This is a genomic window from Kineothrix sp. IPX-CK (assembly GCF_039134705.1).
In the GTDB taxonomy this organism is placed as follows: domain Bacteria; phylum Bacillota; class Clostridia; order Lachnospirales; family Lachnospiraceae; genus Kineothrix; species Kineothrix sedimenti.
Map to the genome: position 1 here is coordinate 1,641,113 of NZ_CP146256.1, position 15,834 is coordinate 1,656,946.

At 42.3% G+C, this 15,834-nt stretch carries 18 protein-coding genes; 12 read left to right on the forward strand and 6 right to left on the reverse strand.

Annotated elements, in window-relative coordinates:
* Positions 1–21 precede the first annotated feature (21 nt).
* The 3 genes from V6984_RS07720 (at position 22) to V6984_RS07730 (ending at position 2,286) form a co-directional block, all read left to right on the forward strand.
* Complete coding sequence (locus V6984_RS07720) at positions 22–153, forward strand: hypothetical protein (RefSeq protein ID WP_342759201.1); 132 nt, start codon at positions 22–24, stop codon at positions 151–153.
* 68 nt (positions 154–221) lie between these two features.
* On the forward strand, positions 222–1,031 hold the full coding sequence (locus tag V6984_RS07725; RefSeq protein ID WP_342759202.1) for a glutathione S-transferase C-terminal domain-containing protein: 810 nt from the start codon (positions 222–224) through the stop codon (positions 1,029–1,031).
* A 304-nt stretch (positions 1,032–1,335) separates the two neighbouring features.
* Entirely contained in the window at positions 1,336–2,286 is a 951-nt protein-coding gene (locus tag V6984_RS07730; protein WP_342759203.1) for a glycoside hydrolase family 5 protein, read from the forward strand.
* A gap of 256 nt (positions 2,287–2,542) precedes the next feature.
* Here V6984_RS07730 and V6984_RS07735 read toward each other — a convergent pair whose 3' ends face one another.
* Complete coding sequence (locus V6984_RS07735; protein ID WP_342759963.1) at positions 2,543–3,748, reverse strand: IS110 family transposase; 1,206 nt, start codon at positions 3,746–3,748, stop codon at positions 2,543–2,545.
* Positions 3,749–4,048: 300 nt separating this feature from the next.
* Between V6984_RS07735 and V6984_RS07740 the strand changes: the two genes are divergently transcribed.
* The 7 genes from V6984_RS07740 to V6984_RS07770 all read left to right on the forward strand — a co-directional run bounded on the left by V6984_RS07740 (position 4,049) and on the right by V6984_RS07770 (position 12,284).
* Positions 4,049–5,068: a choloylglycine hydrolase family protein gene (locus V6984_RS07740; RefSeq protein ID WP_342759204.1), complete on the forward strand. Its 1,020-nt coding sequence runs from the start codon at positions 4,049–4,051 to the stop codon at positions 5,066–5,068.
* A gap of 127 nt (positions 5,069–5,195) precedes the next feature.
* Positions 5,196–6,386: a coenzyme F420-0:L-glutamate ligase gene (locus V6984_RS07745; protein WP_342759205.1), complete on the forward strand. Its 1,191-nt coding sequence runs from the start codon at positions 5,196–5,198 to the stop codon at positions 6,384–6,386.
* A gap of 517 nt (positions 6,387–6,903) precedes the next feature.
* Complete coding sequence (locus tag V6984_RS07750; protein ID WP_342759964.1) at positions 6,904–9,582, forward strand: translation factor GTPase family protein; 2,679 nt, start codon at positions 6,904–6,906, stop codon at positions 9,580–9,582.
* A 304-nt stretch (positions 9,583–9,886) separates the two neighbouring features.
* A complete protein-coding gene (locus tag V6984_RS07755) occupies positions 9,887–10,843 on the forward strand; it encodes an alpha/beta hydrolase (protein WP_342759206.1) in 957 nt (318 codons plus the stop codon).
* 84 nt (positions 10,844–10,927) lie between these two features.
* Positions 10,928–11,380 carry a LytTR family DNA-binding domain-containing protein gene (locus tag V6984_RS07760; RefSeq protein WP_342759207.1) on the forward strand — a complete coding sequence of 151 codons (453 nt, stop codon included), beginning with the start codon at positions 10,928–10,930 and terminating at the stop codon, positions 11,378–11,380.
* A 14-nt stretch (positions 11,381–11,394) separates the two neighbouring features.
* Positions 11,395–11,820, forward strand: a complete 426-nt coding sequence (locus tag V6984_RS07765; protein ID WP_342759208.1) for a DUF6608 family protein — start codon at positions 11,395–11,397, stop codon at positions 11,818–11,820.
* Between the two features lie 95 nt (positions 11,821–11,915).
* On the forward strand, positions 11,916–12,284 hold the full coding sequence (locus V6984_RS07770; RefSeq protein WP_342759209.1) for a YkgJ family cysteine cluster protein: 369 nt from the start codon (positions 11,916–11,918) through the stop codon (positions 12,282–12,284).
* Positions 12,285–12,289: 5 nt separating this feature from the next.
* On the opposite strand, the gene V6984_RS07775 is transcribed toward V6984_RS07770, so the two are convergent.
* Positions 12,290–13,222 carry a hypothetical protein gene (locus V6984_RS07775; protein WP_342759210.1) on the reverse strand — a complete coding sequence of 311 codons (933 nt, stop codon included), beginning with the start codon at positions 13,220–13,222 and terminating at the stop codon, positions 12,290–12,292.
* Positions 13,223–13,516: 294 nt separating this feature from the next.
* On the opposite strand from V6984_RS07775, the gene V6984_RS07780 reads away from it, so the two are divergent.
* Both V6984_RS07780 and V6984_RS07785 read left to right on the forward strand, forming a co-directional pair.
* The gene (locus V6984_RS07780) at positions 13,517–13,639 is read left to right on the forward strand and encodes a hypothetical protein (protein WP_342759211.1); all 123 of its coding nucleotides are present in this window, start codon (positions 13,517–13,519) and stop codon (positions 13,637–13,639) included.
* Entirely contained in the window at positions 13,636–13,962 is a 327-nt protein-coding gene (locus V6984_RS07785) for a hypothetical protein (protein ID WP_342759212.1), read from the forward strand. Before V6984_RS07780 ends, V6984_RS07785 begins: the two co-directional genes overlap by 4 nt.
* A gap of 74 nt (positions 13,963–14,036) precedes the next feature.
* Here the strand turns inward: V6984_RS07785 and V6984_RS07790 are convergent, their stop codons facing one another.
* The 4 genes from V6984_RS07790 to V6984_RS07805 form a co-directional block, all read right to left on the reverse strand.
* Positions 14,037–14,528, reverse strand: coding sequence for a CPBP family intramembrane glutamic endopeptidase (locus V6984_RS07790; protein WP_342759213.1), 492 nt, complete (start codon positions 14,526–14,528; stop codon positions 14,037–14,039).
* A gap of 62 nt (positions 14,529–14,590) precedes the next feature.
* Complete coding sequence (locus V6984_RS07795) at positions 14,591–14,797, reverse strand: hypothetical protein (RefSeq protein WP_342759214.1); 207 nt, start codon at positions 14,795–14,797, stop codon at positions 14,591–14,593.
* On the reverse strand, positions 14,781–15,191 hold the full coding sequence (locus V6984_RS07800) for a DUF3021 family protein (protein ID WP_342759215.1): 411 nt from the start codon (positions 15,189–15,191) through the stop codon (positions 14,781–14,783). Before V6984_RS07800 ends, V6984_RS07795 begins: the two co-directional genes overlap by 17 nt.
* A complete protein-coding gene (locus V6984_RS07805) occupies positions 15,188–15,634 on the reverse strand; it encodes a LytTR family DNA-binding domain-containing protein (RefSeq protein WP_342759216.1) in 447 nt (148 codons plus the stop codon). The genes V6984_RS07800 and V6984_RS07805 overlap by 4 nt, the downstream gene beginning before the upstream one ends.
* Positions 15,635–15,834 lie beyond the last annotated feature (200 nt).

Consider the following 15,834-nt stretch of genomic DNA (forward strand, 5'->3'; position numbering starts at 1 on the left):
ACCGTCGCCCTTTATGAAAAAATGGGATTTCGAAGGAACAAGACGGCTATGTGCATTTTCGATGTAGGAAAAGAAAAACAGGAATGGATGGAGCAGGAGGGATTTCTTCTCCCTGAAAATTATCGTTTTACGCAAGAGGTTTCAAGGTTTTAGGATACAAGACGGGATTTGCCAGAAGCGAGGAGGCTTACGAGGAGGCATATCACCTTGTATTTGACAGGTTGGACTGGCTGGAAGAGAAGCTTTCATACAGCCGCTATCTATTCGGAGACCGGATCACGGAATCTGATGTCAGGTTGTATGTAACTTTAGCCAGATTCGATGTGGCCTATTATAACGGATTCTGGACAAACCGCAATAAGCTGACAGATTTCGAGGTGATCAAAAAACACTATCATCTATGTGCCGTTGCCACCAATCCTTGCGGCATCGTTGCAAAGGGATGCCATTGGTTGAACCGCGCTTCCATTGTGCGCGAGCTGTTAGGACTTGAAGACGCTATTGGCATCAATCTGGTGGGACACAGTAAAGAGAACAGATCATACGGATGGGAATTCGTATATAACGAAGATAGAAAAGATCCAGTACTTGGCATGCAGTATTTAAGTGAATTTTATTATAACGCAGACCCTGATTATGCGGGGCGCTGCACCGTTCCGGCTTTGGTAGACGTTACGACGAAAAAAGTGGTTAATAACGATTATCGCAGGCTGACCAATTATTTTGAAACAGCTTTTGTTCCTTATCAGAAAGAGGGCGCTCCCGATTTATATCCGGAAGAGCTCAGAAAGGAAATCGATGATTTCAACGACTGGCTTTTTCCTAATGTGAATAATGGAACCTATCGGATGATGTTCGCCCAGTCGATAACAGCATACCAGGAAGCTTTTGAGGATTTTTACAATGCGCCGGATACTATAGAGGAGAGGCTTTCCAGAAACCGTTTTTTGTTAGGAGATTATGTGACGGACAGCGATGTAAGGCTTTTCGTGACATTGGCGAGATCGCCACTCATTATTACAGAAATCTGAGACCTTAGGGATATAGCAGCACCTCAGGGTGATAATACGGGGTTATTTCAGGATTTCAATTCCCGGTTTGTGGATCAGATCGACTATGAAGGTTTTTGGTCTGCTCCGCAGAATAGAAAGGAACTTAGCAAGACACCTGAGGAGAAATTTAAGAGGTAATGCAGGGAAAGCCTTCCAAAATAATAACAAAAATTCTCATCTGTGCATCATAATTAATTGTTTGCAGAGTAATATTGTGGTATAATTTCACAAATTACTTTTGTTGTAATATCATGTATATTGTATAGGGGGGAATAAACGAGTTATGGGAGATGCAGTAAATAAAAATGTAAAGATGACAGGAACAACACCGGTAGAGCGATATGGAGCTTTATCCGTAAAAGGAAATCAATTAGTGGACAGAAATGGAAACGCGGTTGCTTTAAGGGGGGTAAGTACTCACGGATTGTCATGGTATCCTCAATATGTAAATCAGGAAAGTTTTCGATTTATGAGAGATGAGTGGGGGATTGAAGTGGTTCGGCTGGCCATGTATACGGCGGAGCACAATGGTTATTGCGTGGGCGATGATGATAATCGCCGGATGGTCAAGGATGTCATCCATAAAGGCGTTCTGGCAGCTGCAGACCTTGGACTTTATGTTATCATCGACTGGCACATTTTAAGCGATGGCAATCCCGGTCAAAACAAAGAGCAAAGCCTTGCTTTTTTCAAGGAAAGTTCAAAACGGTACCGAGAGTATGATAATGTGATTTATGAAATCTGTAATGAACCCAATGGCAATGTAGGCTGGCCGGAGATAAAGGGCTATGCGGATGAGGTGATTCCGGTAATCAGACAAAATCACGAAACTGCGATTATTCTGGTAGGTACCCCTACATGGTCGCAGGAAGTAGATAAAGCGCAGGAGGATCCTATTACAGGCTATAACAACTTGATGTATGTATTACATTTTTATGCGGATACTCACAGAGAAGAACTGCGCAGCAAGCTAAAACAGGCACATGACGGCGGGCTTCCTATTTTTGTAAGTGAATTCGGCATCTGTGATGCTTCCGGCAGCGGAGCCGTTAATGTAGAGGAAGCCGATAAGTGGATAGAACTTTTGGAAAGCCGTAATATCAGTTATATAGCGTGGAATCTGTCAAACAAGGAGGAAACGTCCGCGTTCTTTAAATCCTCCTGTACTAAGACTACAGATTATGATTATGGAGATCTATCCGAATCTGCCAAGTGGTTTATTCAAACGAAATAAATTATGAGGAAGGGATGTATATTCCCTTCCTTTTTTATTAATTCAATTTTATCTTAATTGATAAGAACAATATGCGGCAGTGCAGGAAATGAGGCATGATGGCATAGAATGATTTGCTGTACAATATAATGAATAGCCTGCAAATAAAAAGTCAATAGGAAATTGAAGAATTTGTGAAATAATTTATATGCAGGATTTTAAGCATCACAAATAGACCACCGCTATACGCTGGTCTAAAAAGGAAAGAGTGTGATAATTATTGTGGGAGAGATGCTAAATATTCTTTTACTCTTCCATAGTAGATGCGCAGGAACTTATTGGCACCTGCTGTCATGTACACATAGTAAGGCTTGCCCTGAGCACGTTTCTTGTCCAGAAATCGATAGACAGCATCATCCTGTGGTCTGGTTTTTATCAGAACGTCCATGACTTGAAATAGGGTTTTGCGCAAGGTCGAGGAACCACGTTTTGAAGTTGGTACACTTTTTTGCTCATAAGTACCAGATTCATTCACACCGGGATCAACGCCCGCAAAAGCAGTAATGGAGCCCTTGTGAGTAAAACGTGTGATATCGCCGATTTCGGCCATCAGTTGTGGGCCAAGTGACGGACCAATGCCGCACATAGCCATAACAATGGGATATTCCGGCAGTTTAGAAGCGGTTTCGTTCATCAGAGCGCGAAGTTCCTCTACCGTTTTAGAAGCGGTATTTAATTGCTCTATAGCTTGCTTAACAATAAGTTTGGTTAAATCATCTTTTGGATGTACAGGAACAAGTTCCTTGGCTGCCCCATAGATTTCTTCCGCTTTTGTCTTACTGAAGTTATACTTTTTACGTTTACACCATTTTTGATAATGGTCGATAAAAGCGTTTAATGACAGCTTACGAACACAGTCCGCATGCCAGTATGTAGTGGCGAAATCAACCCACTTCTGGCTTCCATCATCACGGGCAGGGCTGTCAAAGTAAGTATTAACACCAGGATAGGTCTGGTCAAGGATGCCGATCAGGTTGTTCTTCATAGCAGTTTTGTGCTTCATGTAGAAGCCGAACTGGCGGTTCATCGTTTTAAGTTGATTTCTTATTTCATCCATAAAACTATACTGTTTCAAATCAGTCCAACTGTCAAGAGCATAACGGGCAATTTTAACCGCATCCGCCTTATCAGACTTGACTTTGCGCAAAGAATTATCACCAAAATCTTTAATGAGCTTGGGATTCACAGCGCTTACAAACAGATTAGCATGGGAAAGCTCACGAGCCAATGGTTCGTAATAACGGCCAGTGTGCTCCATAACAATACGGGAATCACCATCAATGGATTTAATCTGTTCAATCAAGGAACGGATTTCATCAGAGGTGTGGCGGATTTCAAAGGGTGAGTAGATTATCTCACCATAAGGGCGTAGAATGGCAATCATGCTCTTGCCCTTGGAAACATCAATACCTACTGCGTTCATGTTCATAAATATGTCACTCCTTAAGATAATTGCAATGGATAGATACCAGTTTTACTCATTACCTATTCAATCTACTGTGGTGTGACACGAACGTGCCTGAGGCAGTTCAACCTGCATAAAACGAATGCTGCAAATGAGGAGCTGGCCATCAGTCTAAACAACGGACGCGAAGTCCAAGAAAGGAAGCCGATGTACCTATTGCTCCATCATTATAACAGCTTAAGCAACAAGATGGATAATTCCTTACTGGCTGTAAGGGATATTAACCATAAATATATTGTAGTAGAAAGGAGTTAAATTATGTGTACAGCGATTACTTTACAGTCACAAAGCGGAGAAACTTTTTTTGGGCGAAACATGGATTTTTCTTATGATATAGAACCGCAATTGTATATTGTTCCGCCTAATTATGAATGGAATAATGTTTTAAACATGCGTGTCCTAAGAAACCATTTCGGTTTCATCGGAATCGGGCAGGAAAGAGATGGAAGTCTGGGATTTTTTGATGGGGTAAACGAAAGAGGATTTGCTGCGGCAGCACTTTATTTTGCCGATTATGCCCAGTATGAGGAATATAATGAGAATAATATGAAAATGATACATATGGGCAAAAATCCAATCAATTCATGGGATTTTCTTCATTACATCTTAGGAAGATGCAGTGATATAGAAGGACTGAAGGAGGTTGTACAAAACACTTATCTCATCGGTATGCCTGATCCCATAACGGAGACAGTAGCCCCCCTCCACTGGATGGCCGTGGACAGAAGCGGAAAAAGTATTATTATAGAGCAAACCAAAAGAGGTCTTGAAATGTTCGATAATACGATTGGTGTCATGGCTAACAGCCCGGATTATCAATGGCAGATGGTTAATTTAAGAAATTATATGAACGTATCGACGAGACAGGTTCCCGAAGTATGGTGGGGGAATACAAGATTGAGCCCTTTTGGGCAAGCAGCGGGCACTATGCCGTTGCCCGGCGGATATACATCTCCGGAGAGGTTCGTAAGAACGGCATTTATCAAGACACATATTGAACTGCCCAGAGATGCAACTGGTATGGTCATGAGCTGCTTTCATGTTATGGAAAGCGTTTCCATTCCGAGAGGGGTGGTAATGACAAGCCGTGATACTTATGATTACACCAAGTATACGGCTTTTGTAAATACCGCTACATGCGAATATTATTTCAAGGCTTATGATAATATCCAGATCGGAACGGCCAGCTATTGGGAGAACTGCAGCTATACCAAGGATGTTGTCTGTCTCGGCAAATTAATGAGGCCGGTTATTTTTGAGAAATTATATCCATGCTGATAACGTCTTGTATAAATATGGAAACGGAAAAATAGAATACTCTTTCTTTTATGTCCATTTTCTATTATAATAATAAAGCGTGCGGTAAACTGTGTGCACGACGAAAGCACAGGAAAGAAGGGAAACTATGGAGAGAAAAGTAGGAACAATATCGAGGGGAATTCGTTGCCCTATCATCAGAGAAGGGGACGATTTGGTAAAGATTGTAACTGACAGTGTGCTGGAAGCCGCGCAGAGTGAGGGATTTGAGCTTCGGGACAGAGACGTTATCGCGATAACGGAATCCGTGGTTGCGCGCGCACAAGGAAACTATGCTTCCATTGATCATATAGCACAGGATGTGAAAAAGAAGCTGGGAGGAGGAACGGTTGGCGTTATTTTTCCTATTTTGTCGAGAAACCGTTTTGCTGTCTGCTTAAAAGGAATTGCTAAGGGGGCCGACAAGATAGTGCTTATGCTGAGTTATCCCAGCGATGAAGTGGGAAATGAACTGGTTTCTATCGATAAGCTGGACGAAGCCGGCATTAATCCATACAGCGACGTGCTTACCCTTGAAAAATATAGAGAATTGTTTGGAGAGAACAAGCATCCCTTTACCGGAGTGGATTATGTACAATATTACAGCGATTTAATCAAAGAGGCCGGAGCAGAGGTTGAAGTGATCTTTGCTAACGACTCGAGAAAGATTTTAGGATATACGAAAAAGGTTCTTAACTGCGATATTCACACTCGTTTTCGTACAAAAAAAATTTTGAAAGCGTGCGGAGCAGAGGCAGTTTATGGAATGGATGACATTCTTACAAATTCTATTGACGGAAGCGGTTATAACGAAAAATACGGGCTTCTTGGTTCGAATAAGTCTACGGAGGATACGATCAAGCTGTTCCCTAAGGACTGTACGGATCTGGTTATGGACGTTCAAAAGGACATCCTTTCAAAAACCGGAAAATATGTAGAGGTCATGGTATACGGTGACGGAGCATTTAAGGATCCCGTAGGAAAGATTTGGGAGCTGGCTGACCCTTGCGTATCGCCTGCAAGTACACCGGGACTGGAAGGAACGCCCAACGAAGTGAAGCTGAAGTATCTTGCGGACAACGATTTCAAGGATTTGTCCGGAGAGGCATTAAAGGATGCAATTACGAATCGCATCAAGGAGAAGAAGGATGATTTGGTAGGAGATATGGCTTCTCAGGGGACAACGCCCAGAAAGCTTACGGATTTGATTGGTTCGCTCTGTGACTTGACCAGCGGTTCGGGAGATAAGGGAACACCGATTATCTTGGTTCAGGGATATTTTGATAACTATGTGAGCTAAATATATATTAATATTATTTGTAAAACAGATTTGATTTTTACAATAAGGAACTTATATGTTACTATTTATGTAATGTATAAGTTCTTTTTATCTTATAGGATTAGGGTGTCAAAAGGTCCTTTATAAATACATTTTGGTCAATATGAGCAAAACAAAAAGAACGACTGCGCCTATGTAAATATTTAGAAGTTCTTTCTCTGGATATTTGAGCCATAACAGAAAACAAAACTGTTTGAGCGCAGCGAGTTTTTTGTTTTCTGGTATGTTTGGCGTGAATAGACTGAGAATTAGAACTTCTTATATATTGGAATTCGGAGCAGGAGTCTTTTCGTTTTGAGCATATTGACTTGAGACGTTTGCAAAAGGACCTTTTGACACCCTAATCCTTATAGGAAAGTGCGTCCTGTAAGATAAAAGCACATCATGAAGGATCAGGGAGTTGATGCGGATTTGTCTGCTTTTTCATATAATAATTAATTTGCGATGGTATCATTTAGGATAAAGAATGGAAAACACAATGAAAGAACTGGTAATTGGAATATTGGCACATGTGGATGCCGGAAAGACAACTTTATCGGAGGCGCTGCTATATGAAAGCGGCGGTATCAGAAAGTTGGGAAGAGTGGATAACAAAGATGCTTTTTTAGACACCTTTGCTTTGGAAAGAGAGCGGGGAATTACGATATTTTCCAAGCAGGCGGTGCTTGAGCTCAAAGATATGCGGCTTACTCTTCTGGATACGCCGGGGCATGTAGATTTTTCTGCGGAGATGGAGAGGACACTGCAAGTGCTAGATTATGCGATACTCGTCATAAGCGGAGCAGATGGTGTGCAGGGCCATACGCAGACCTTGTGGCGTCTGCTTAAGAAGTATCGGATTCCCACATTCTTGTTTGTCAATAAGATGGACCAAGACGGAACGGATAAGGCGGTGATTCTGACAGAGCTTAAGAACCGTCTGGAGGAGAACTGTGTCTGCTTTGAGGAAAAGACGGAAGTATTTTATGAAAATATAGCGATGACCGACGAGAAGGCGCTGAATCAGTTTCTGGAGCTGGGGAGGGTGGAGACGGAGGAGATAAAGAGACTCATTCTGGAACGGAAGTTATTCCCCTGTTACTTCGGCTCGGCACTGAAGCTTTACAGGGTAAAGGAGTTCCTGCAGGGAATAGAGGTCTATACATGTTCTCCAAAGTACTCTGATGTTTTCGGCGCGAAGGTTTTTAAGATTGCCCGGGATGAGCAGGGAAACCGGCTTACCTTTATGAAGATTACGGGAGGACGCCTGCGGACAAGAGAGGTGCTTTCAGGACATCAAACCGGGGAGCCTTGGGAGGAAAAGATCAATCAGATCCGCATTTATTCCGGCGAAAAGTATAGAACTTCGGAGGAGGTGCAAGCGGGTTGCATTTGTGCGGTAACCGGCCTTAGCAAGACGCGTCCTGGTGAAGGATTGGGAATCTCGGAGGCTTCTGCCCAGCCGGTGTTGGAGCCGGTGCTTACCTACCGGATTGATTTGCCGCAGGATTGCGATACGACGGTGATGCTGCCTAAACTTCGTCAATTAGAGGAAGAGGATCCTCAGCTTCATATTGTATTCGACGAGACATTAAAGGAAATACAAGCCAAGCTTATGGGAGAGGTACAGACCGAAATACTAAAAAGTCTTATAAGGGAACGGTTTGGAGTGGCAGTTGAATTCGGCACAGGAAATATCGTATATAAAGAAACCATTGCAAACAGAGTGGAGGGGGTAGGGCATTTCGAGCCCTTAAGGCACTATGCGGAGGTTCATTTGCTGTTAGAGCCCGGGGAGACCGGAAGCGGGCTTAGCTTTGATACAGATTGCAGCGAGGATTTATTGGATAGGAACTGGCAGCGTCTGGTGTTGACACATCTGGAGGAGAAAGAGCATAAGGGAGTATTGACCGGTGCGAGAATAACGGATATGAAAATCACATTGGTTGCGGGAAGGGCACATCAAAAACATACGGAAGGCGGTGATTTCAGGCAAGCTACCTATCGGGCCTTGCGTCAGGGGATGAAGGAAGCACAGTCCGTGCTGCTGGAGCCGTATTATGAATTTCGCCTGGAAGTGCCGGAAAAGATGGTAGGACGAGCTATGACGGATATTGAGAAAATGTGCGGTACCTTCGGGCCGCCTCAGTCCGAAGGGGAGAGCGCAGTTTTGACCGGAATTGCCCCCGTCATTACAATGCAGGACTATTCCAAAGAGGTAACCGCCTATACCAAGGGCTGCGGAAGGCTGTCCTGTACGGTGAAGGGATATGCTCCCTGCCATAATGCAGAAGAAGTCATAGAAAAAGCGGGATATGATTCGGAGAAGGATATTGAGAATCCTACGGGTTCTGTATTCTGCGCTCATGGAGCAGGATTTACGGTGAGCTGGGATAGGGTTAAGGAATACATGCACGTGCAAAGTGTCCTGCAAGGTCAGGAGAAGGAAGCGGAGAGTGAAGGCGTAAGAAAAACGACTGCGGCAGAAAAAGAGGAAAGATGGATAGGAACGGAAGAAGTGGACGCTATCCTGGAGAGAGTTCTTTACGCCAACAAAAAGGGCAAGGATGATGTCCGGCGAGGCTTTCGAAGAAGCGTTAAGAGTGGAGAAATGAGACATGAAGTGCCTTCTTCTCCTACCGTTTACGAATGGAACAAGCAGGAGCCGAAGGAGGAATATTTGCTGGTAGACGGCTATAATGTGATATTTGCGTGGGAGGACTTGAAGGAGTTGGCTATGGTGAGCATCGACGGCGCCAGAGGGAAGCTTATGGATATTCTTTGTAATTATCAGGCGATTAAAAGATGCAAGCTCATAGTAGTATTCGATGCCTATCGGGTAAAGGGGCATGATACGGAAATATTGACTTATCATAATATTCATGTGGTCTATACGAAGGAGGCCGAGACAGCGGACATGTATATCGAAAAATTTGCTCATGAGAACGGGAAAAAATATAAGGTGACGGTAGCTACCTCAGACGGGCTGGAGCAGATAATTATCAGAGGACAGGGCTGTTACCTGCTCTCTGCCCGGGAACTGCGTGAGGAAATAGAGGCGGCTAATAAGAAAATAAAAGAGGATTATTCAAATAAGCAGCCGAAGGAGAAGAATTATCTTTTCGATTCTCTCCCCGAGGATACGACAGGAGAAATTGAAGGGCGGCATCGGCAATAAATGCAGTTTATACATGGAGGAGTGCAAGATATGCACGAATCCATTTTTTTTTCATTTTTATAGATATAATGATACCAGGGGACAAAAATCATGTATTTCATGCTTGCATGAAAATACATGACTTTGGGACCCGCAAAACATGAGAAAGCAGCCCGGTCAGGGCGGATTTCGAATGTTTCAAGGATTGTGAGAGCACAAAGTGCGGAACAATCCGCAGGTATCATGTCAGATTACCGGAAGGAAGCGGAACAATCCGCAGGTATCATACGGATTAACCAGCAAGAATGAAGGAGAACATATGGGAATGAAATTGAAAAAGGGAATAGGTAAAAGAGTAGGAATTATCATAGGAGGGATATTGGTGGTTCTGACTGCCGTTTGTGTCGTATTTAACATATATGTGGGGAAGCAGGTAGCAGAGGGTCTTCTTTATATGAATGAAGGGAATGATACGAAGGAGAATAGTGTAATGCAGTTGGAAATCTGGGGATATGATTTGAGCAGATTCAATGAGCAGTATTCACCCGAAATGGCCGTGGTGACGGCGGAGGACGGAAATGAGGTGCCTATGGCGGTTTTCGTGGATGATAAGAGGGAGAATACGGCGATTCTTGTGCATGGGGCAGGGGGCGATCATGTGAGCATGTATCCGGTTGCGGATATTTATTTGAAGAATGGATGGAATGTGGTCGCTATTGATCAGAGGGCCTCGGGAGACTCTCAGGATGATAAGGTAAGCTTTGGATACTTTGAAAAGCTGGATGTGGAAGCGGCAGTCCTATATGCGAAAAACGAGCTGCTATCCTCAAAAGTCGTGGTACACGGGCAGTCGATGGGAGCAGCTACGGTGGCCCTCTATGCGGCAACGGAGAATGCGAGAGAGAATGTGGATGCTGTAATTCTGGATTCCAGTTTCGATAGTATGAAGAGTATGTTTCTTGGTGTGTGGAGAGAGATGGAAACAGACGGAATACCTGAAGATTATGTCGTTGCATGCGGAGATTGGTATTTGAAACATTTTTACGGATTCGGATTTGACGATGCAGATATCTGTGAGAAAATGAAAGCGAATTATGTCGATACCCTGATTCTGCAAATGTCACAGGATGTGATAGTATCTGATGAAAAAGCGGAGCAGATGTACACAAATATAGTGGCGGAGGAGAAGAAGATATGCTATTTTAATAGTGAACATATAAAAGGCATTATCGATTATCCTAAGGAATATGAAGAAGCTGTCTTTTCATTTTTGGAAGAATAGAACGAAGAAATAAAGAGAGCAGGACCGCTTAAGGGGAAACTGGAAGAGTAAGACTCTTAAGGAAAGGGACCGTGAGGGAGGCATATGTTTGTTTTAAACCTAAAGAAGACAAAGGAAGGCGAGGAGAGAATCGATATTTATTACTCCAAAATGACGCCTGCTGTGAAGCAGATCGTATCCATTGTCCAAAATGAAAGGCCGGTTTTGTACGGAATGGCGGAGGAGGAGAAAGTTCTTCTGGAGACGGAAGATATTTATTACTTTGATACAGTAGACCGGAGGACCTTCGCCTATACGGAAAACAACACTTATCAAGTGGCAAAGACGCTTTCCTTACTGGAAGAAGAATTGAAACCCTTTGGATTTATCCGCATTAATAAATCTAATCTGGTGAATATTTATAAGATAAAAAGAATAAAGCCGGAACCTAATATGAGAATCAGCGCTATTTTGAAAAACGGCGAAAGACTTCAGATAAATAGAGGGTATAAAAGAACATTTGAAGAATACTTGCAGGAAATCAGGAAATCGGTTTAGGAAGGAGCGTGAAGATGAAAATATTAAAAGGGATTGAAATACCAATTTCTATATGTATCAGCTATACGATATTATCCATGGTAAATGTGATTTTGGATTTACTGAAGGGAAAAGATTCCGGCAGTCATTACAATTCGCTGGCCATGCTGCTTTTGTGTACTATTGCTGTTCTGGTGCTTTCCATTCATCATCTGTTCGATGAATGGCCGCCGATTGTTATGATTATCGTTCAATATATCATCGCAATGGGACTGGTGCTTTTGTTCGTGTTTATTTCGAGCTTTTTCAGTGAGATAAATGAAGGCGGTTATGAGGATATCATAGTCAGCTTTACGATTCCATATATTATCGGAGCTTTTATTTATTACAGCTCTGTTTTCCGCAGTGCCAAAAGGCAGGATAAACTTATTCAGGAAATTAACGGAAGGCAGGAGAAATGAGCCGTGGAGAACGCAAAAACGTTGACTTAATATAAATGGCATGATACGCTGAATCTGGAGAAATTTAAGAAAAAACGAAAGAGGGGAATGCGCTCATGTTCGACTGTGACAAATGCGGATTATGCTGTATCGGATTGGATAAAAACGAGATAACGGCGCAGCTTCATGACGGAGACGGAATCTGCAGATATCTCGATATGGAGACGATGCTTTGCAGAATATATGAGAATCGGCCTATATTTTGTAATATAGAAGGTTATTATGATGAGTTTCTGAAGGATGAAATGGAAAAAGAGGAATTCTTGCGCCTGAATTATGGAGCCTGCCAGCTAAAGAAGCAGGAGTGGGAGGCGTGTGGCAGGGACATACGCAGAATGATTTCCAAGATTCCCCAATTGGATGAGGAGAATGAGAAAATCATTCGCGCAAGTCTTGAAAAGGCCGAGCAAAAGAACATGCTGTGATACGCCTATTTGAAGATGAAATCTCGTGAGGTGTGAAGCCTCGTAAGCTTTACTGTTCCCGTATTTTTTAAGTTTTGTGCATGATAGACCAAGTCTCCTGGAGTCACGAACAGGGCTTCCAGGGGCATATCATAACCCGTTATTTCTAAAAGGCGTTCCAGCAATTCTACGAATTTTGCTGTGAGCGCCAAAGTTTTATTCAGTTCCTGCGGCAGCAGGCCGACGTGTGCCATGCTGGTATCGGAGCCTTGTTCGGAGCTGACGAGCAGCTCATAAAGTTCCTGCATCAGCCCATCGGATATGGCGATACCTGCCGGAAAAGAGGATATGGGAAGGATAGGCGGCGTAAAGGTGTTGTCTTTTGCTAAGTCTATGAGTCTTATGGAGCCTGGAGCGCCATCCACTGCTTGACTGTTGAAGACACAGCCGTTTTCTATGCGGATGCGGTAGTCGCCGCCGCAGTCATAATAAATCTGATAAACGAGCTGAGAACAGATCATGGCGGGAGTGTCGTCCTGATAGATGATGCTGTTTATTATTTTGTCCAGTGCATAACAGGCGGAGGACAAAATAAGGTCTGTTATTTTTATGAGGGGAGAAGAAGGGTATATTTTTTTGAAAATGAGCAGTCCGGCGAGAATGAAAAGAGCCGGAAAATCATAGCGCACCTTCGCGTCCAAATAAGCGTTGGCTGAGCGGATGAGGGGAGCGGCATCAAGCTCAGGATTTAAGCGCATTACATATACCTCATCGCCCTCCGATATTCCTATTTCGTGTACGCCGATGCCGCTGGCACCTACCTCTATGATGGAATCCCCGGAATAAACCATTGCGGCATGACAGACATCGGTTTTCGTAAACCATGCAATCGCTTTACTGAGCGGGTCATCCTCCGCTTTGAAAACAACAATATCTCCTTTTTTTAAATTATATTTCATCTTGAACCTCCTTTAGTCATGTAGAGCGCTGTCTCATTAATAGTGTATATGCGTGTTTACTATAACCGATGCGTGGAAACTTGTATCATCGAAGTGAAACTGTGCTGTACCTCCATCCGAAACAGAGAATATATTGAAGGAAGCCTGAGGGAGCGTTTGCTCAGGGATATATGGGAAGACGAAAATGGTTTTTCATGACGGAGAAATTTTACAAAAGATAAGCTTACGGGCTCATGCAGAATCTGTACATATAGCAGCAAATGTCTGGGAGGCTGCCCCAATACGAGGCTAACGATGAATGGTGACATTTATTCTGAAAATCAATACTGTGCTTATCATCTGGAATTGGAGAAGAAAGAAACCCAATATGCGTCTTACGACGATGCGAAGGAGCTGCTCTTGTTGGGAGAAGGGTGATAAAGCAGGAAGTATTTCCTGAGGCTGTGTTTGCGCTTAGAAGAGCAGCAAAGATAGATAGTAAGAACGCACAGATATTAAAGGCAAAAGCATACGCAGAATATATGTGCGGCAACTATGAGATCTGCAAAGAGGATAATGAGAAGGCGATCGAGCTGAATGAGGAAGACGCTTATGCACTTCGGGGCTATGCAGTTGCTGTGTTCCGACTTGGCAACAAAAAGGAAGCGCTTGTGAAAATGAGAAAAGCAGCAGCGTTTACTTCATATGCAGATATGGATCTGATGGAAGATTTGCGGATGATGGAGTGTATCAATAAATAAGTAAACTGCGGGAAGACAGACGCGTTCACCGGTCTTCTCGCAGTTTTTATGTAATAGAGGGTTAAAAGAGCTTCTTAAAATTGTATTCGGGCAAACTCCTTTTTAAAGTTTTTGGAAACAATACTATAAATAATAATCGCTGTACAAAAAAACATATTTGTATATCGGATGGCTGTACTCATTTCAACCGTGCAGGGTGCAAGAAGCTGACTGGTAATCAGGTTGCTCAGCATATGAGTAATTGCACCGGCTAACACACTTCGATTGGTTTTGATATATACGAAGCTTACAACGAAGCTGAAAAGTATGGTGGACGGTATAAATAAGAAGGCATCGAATAATGATCTTTGCAATAAATCATATTGTGCCTGCCCCGGCATAAAGTACCATGGCAAATGCCAAATGGCCCAGATGAAACCTAAGATTGCGGACGCACTCCAAAACCCCCGCTTTTTTAATAGTATATCGAGAGCAAAGCCTCGCCAGCCGAATTCTTCGTTCAGAGGGCCGGAAATAATGCTTACAAATATGATGAGCGGCAGCATATATGGCCTTTTAATAAGCATTTTTATGAATGTCACTTCCGGCATCGGAGAATGAAAAAAAGAAATACCAATAAATATTCCTATTATTGCAATGATAGAAAAAAACAGCAGTAAAGCAAATAAGCATTTAATTCCCATTTGTTTAAAATTGAAGCATCTATGAAAATAATTTCTTCTCTTATTTTTGGAATAGGTAAGAAATACGAAGAAAAGCCAAACCCCCATGTCCATAACAAAGTTATGACAAAAAAGGGATATATATTTCTTTCACTATCATTTATTTTCTTCATCGGGCACCCCTGCTTTTTCCTTAAGTTTTTTGTTTATGGACAGAATTTCTTTTTTTATATGAGTAATTCCTAATAGATAGGCCAATAGAAAAATCGGTGTAATATATATAAATGACATCCACCAATTCGACCGTATGAACCAGCCGTTAATGCATCCGACAATAAGAACGGTTATTTCAATAACAATGTACTCACATATAAGTTCCTTAAGAAAGCTATCATAAAAAATATAAGCCACAGCATAATGGACAGCCATACCGAGAAATGCTATGAGCACAATTTGAAAAATAAATTTCATGTCCTGCGTATAGTCAAAGCACAAAAAGGATATAAAGGTCACAACAATAATGATTATCGATGACAATTGCAATGAGCTTTGTATATATCTTTTCATATCAAATCCTCCCGAAAAACAACTTTTTTTATTTCTGGAATATATGTCCTCGATATAATTACTTTTTCACCATTGGTAAGATTTGCTTCCAACCGGCTGTTCGCCAGAGCTTCCAAATGTGTGAGCTCACCTGCATTAAGCAGACAATTTCTGCTTACTTTGACAAAGCTATATTCTTTCAGTTCTTTTTCAAGTTGATAGAGACGCTTATCAGTTCTGAATACTGCATCTTTGGTATAAACGAAAGTACGCTTATCTATAATTTCTATATAATAAATTTCTGGTATTAGGACTTTATAGCTGCGTCCGCTTTCGTTTCCTATCAAGAATTTTCCTTCGGATTTCATTTTATTGATGATCCGTAATACCTGATTATTTTGTTCCGGGTATTCTACTGTTACAGTCAGCTCTTTTTCACGATTTTCTTTTACAATCAGTTTCATTTCATCCCTCCCTATGTATCATATCTGTTGAAGCATCAATTTTCAACAGATTCCTACCCGGTTACAAAATGAGACACCTTATTTACAATAATATATCCTGCTTGATTGGATAAGGCAAAAAACTACGCTTGACAAAGCGACGCATATGTCGCATAATATAAAAAGAGACATTGGTGTCGCAAAATATGATTTATTATAAA

Bases quoted from the DNA above. Each gene is read 5' to 3' on its own strand.
- V6984_RS07720 (WP_342759201.1), top strand. From the start codon at position 22: ATGGGATTTCGAAGGAACAAGACGGCTATGTGCATTTTCGATGTAGGA.
- V6984_RS07730 (WP_342759203.1), top strand. From the start codon at position 1,336: ATGGGAGATGCAGTAAATAAAAATGTAAAGATGACAGGAACAACACCG.
- V6984_RS07735 (WP_342759963.1), bottom strand. From the start codon at position 3,748: ATGAACGCAGTAGGTATTGATGTTTCCAAGGGCAAGAGCATGATTGCC.
- V6984_RS07740 (WP_342759204.1), top strand. From the start codon at position 4,049: ATGTGTACAGCGATTACTTTACAGTCACAAAGCGGAGAAACTTTTTTT.
- V6984_RS07745 (WP_342759205.1), top strand. From the start codon at position 5,196: ATGGAGAGAAAAGTAGGAACAATATCGAGGGGAATTCGTTGCCCTATC.
- V6984_RS07750 (WP_342759964.1), top strand. From the start codon at position 6,904: ATGAAAGAACTGGTAATTGGAATATTGGCACATGTGGATGCCGGAAAG.
- V6984_RS07755 (WP_342759206.1), top strand. From the start codon at position 9,887: ATGAAATTGAAAAAGGGAATAGGTAAAAGAGTAGGAATTATCATAGGA.
- V6984_RS07760 (WP_342759207.1), top strand. From the start codon at position 10,928: ATGTTTGTTTTAAACCTAAAGAAGACAAAGGAAGGCGAGGAGAGAATC.
- V6984_RS07765 (WP_342759208.1), top strand. From the start codon at position 11,395: ATGAAAATATTAAAAGGGATTGAAATACCAATTTCTATATGTATCAGC.
- V6984_RS07770 (WP_342759209.1), top strand. From the start codon at position 11,916: ATGTTCGACTGTGACAAATGCGGATTATGCTGTATCGGATTGGATAAA.
- V6984_RS07775 (WP_342759210.1), bottom strand. From the start codon at position 13,222: ATGAAATATAATTTAAAAAAAGGAGATATTGTTGTTTTCAAAGCGGAG.
- V6984_RS07780 (WP_342759211.1), top strand. From the start codon at position 13,517: ATGAATGGTGACATTTATTCTGAAAATCAATACTGTGCTTATCATCTG.
- V6984_RS07790 (WP_342759213.1), bottom strand. From the start codon at position 14,528: ATGCTTATTAAAAGGCCATATATGCTGCCGCTCATCATATTTGTAAGC.
- V6984_RS07795 (WP_342759214.1), bottom strand. From the start codon at position 14,797: ATGAAGAAAATAAATGATAGTGAAAGAAATATATATCCCTTTTTTGTC.
- V6984_RS07800 (WP_342759215.1), bottom strand. From the start codon at position 15,191: ATGAAAAGATATATACAAAGCTCATTGCAATTGTCATCGATAATCATT.
- V6984_RS07805 (WP_342759216.1), bottom strand. From the start codon at position 15,634: ATGAAACTGATTGTAAAAGAAAATCGTGAAAAAGAGCTGACTGTAACA.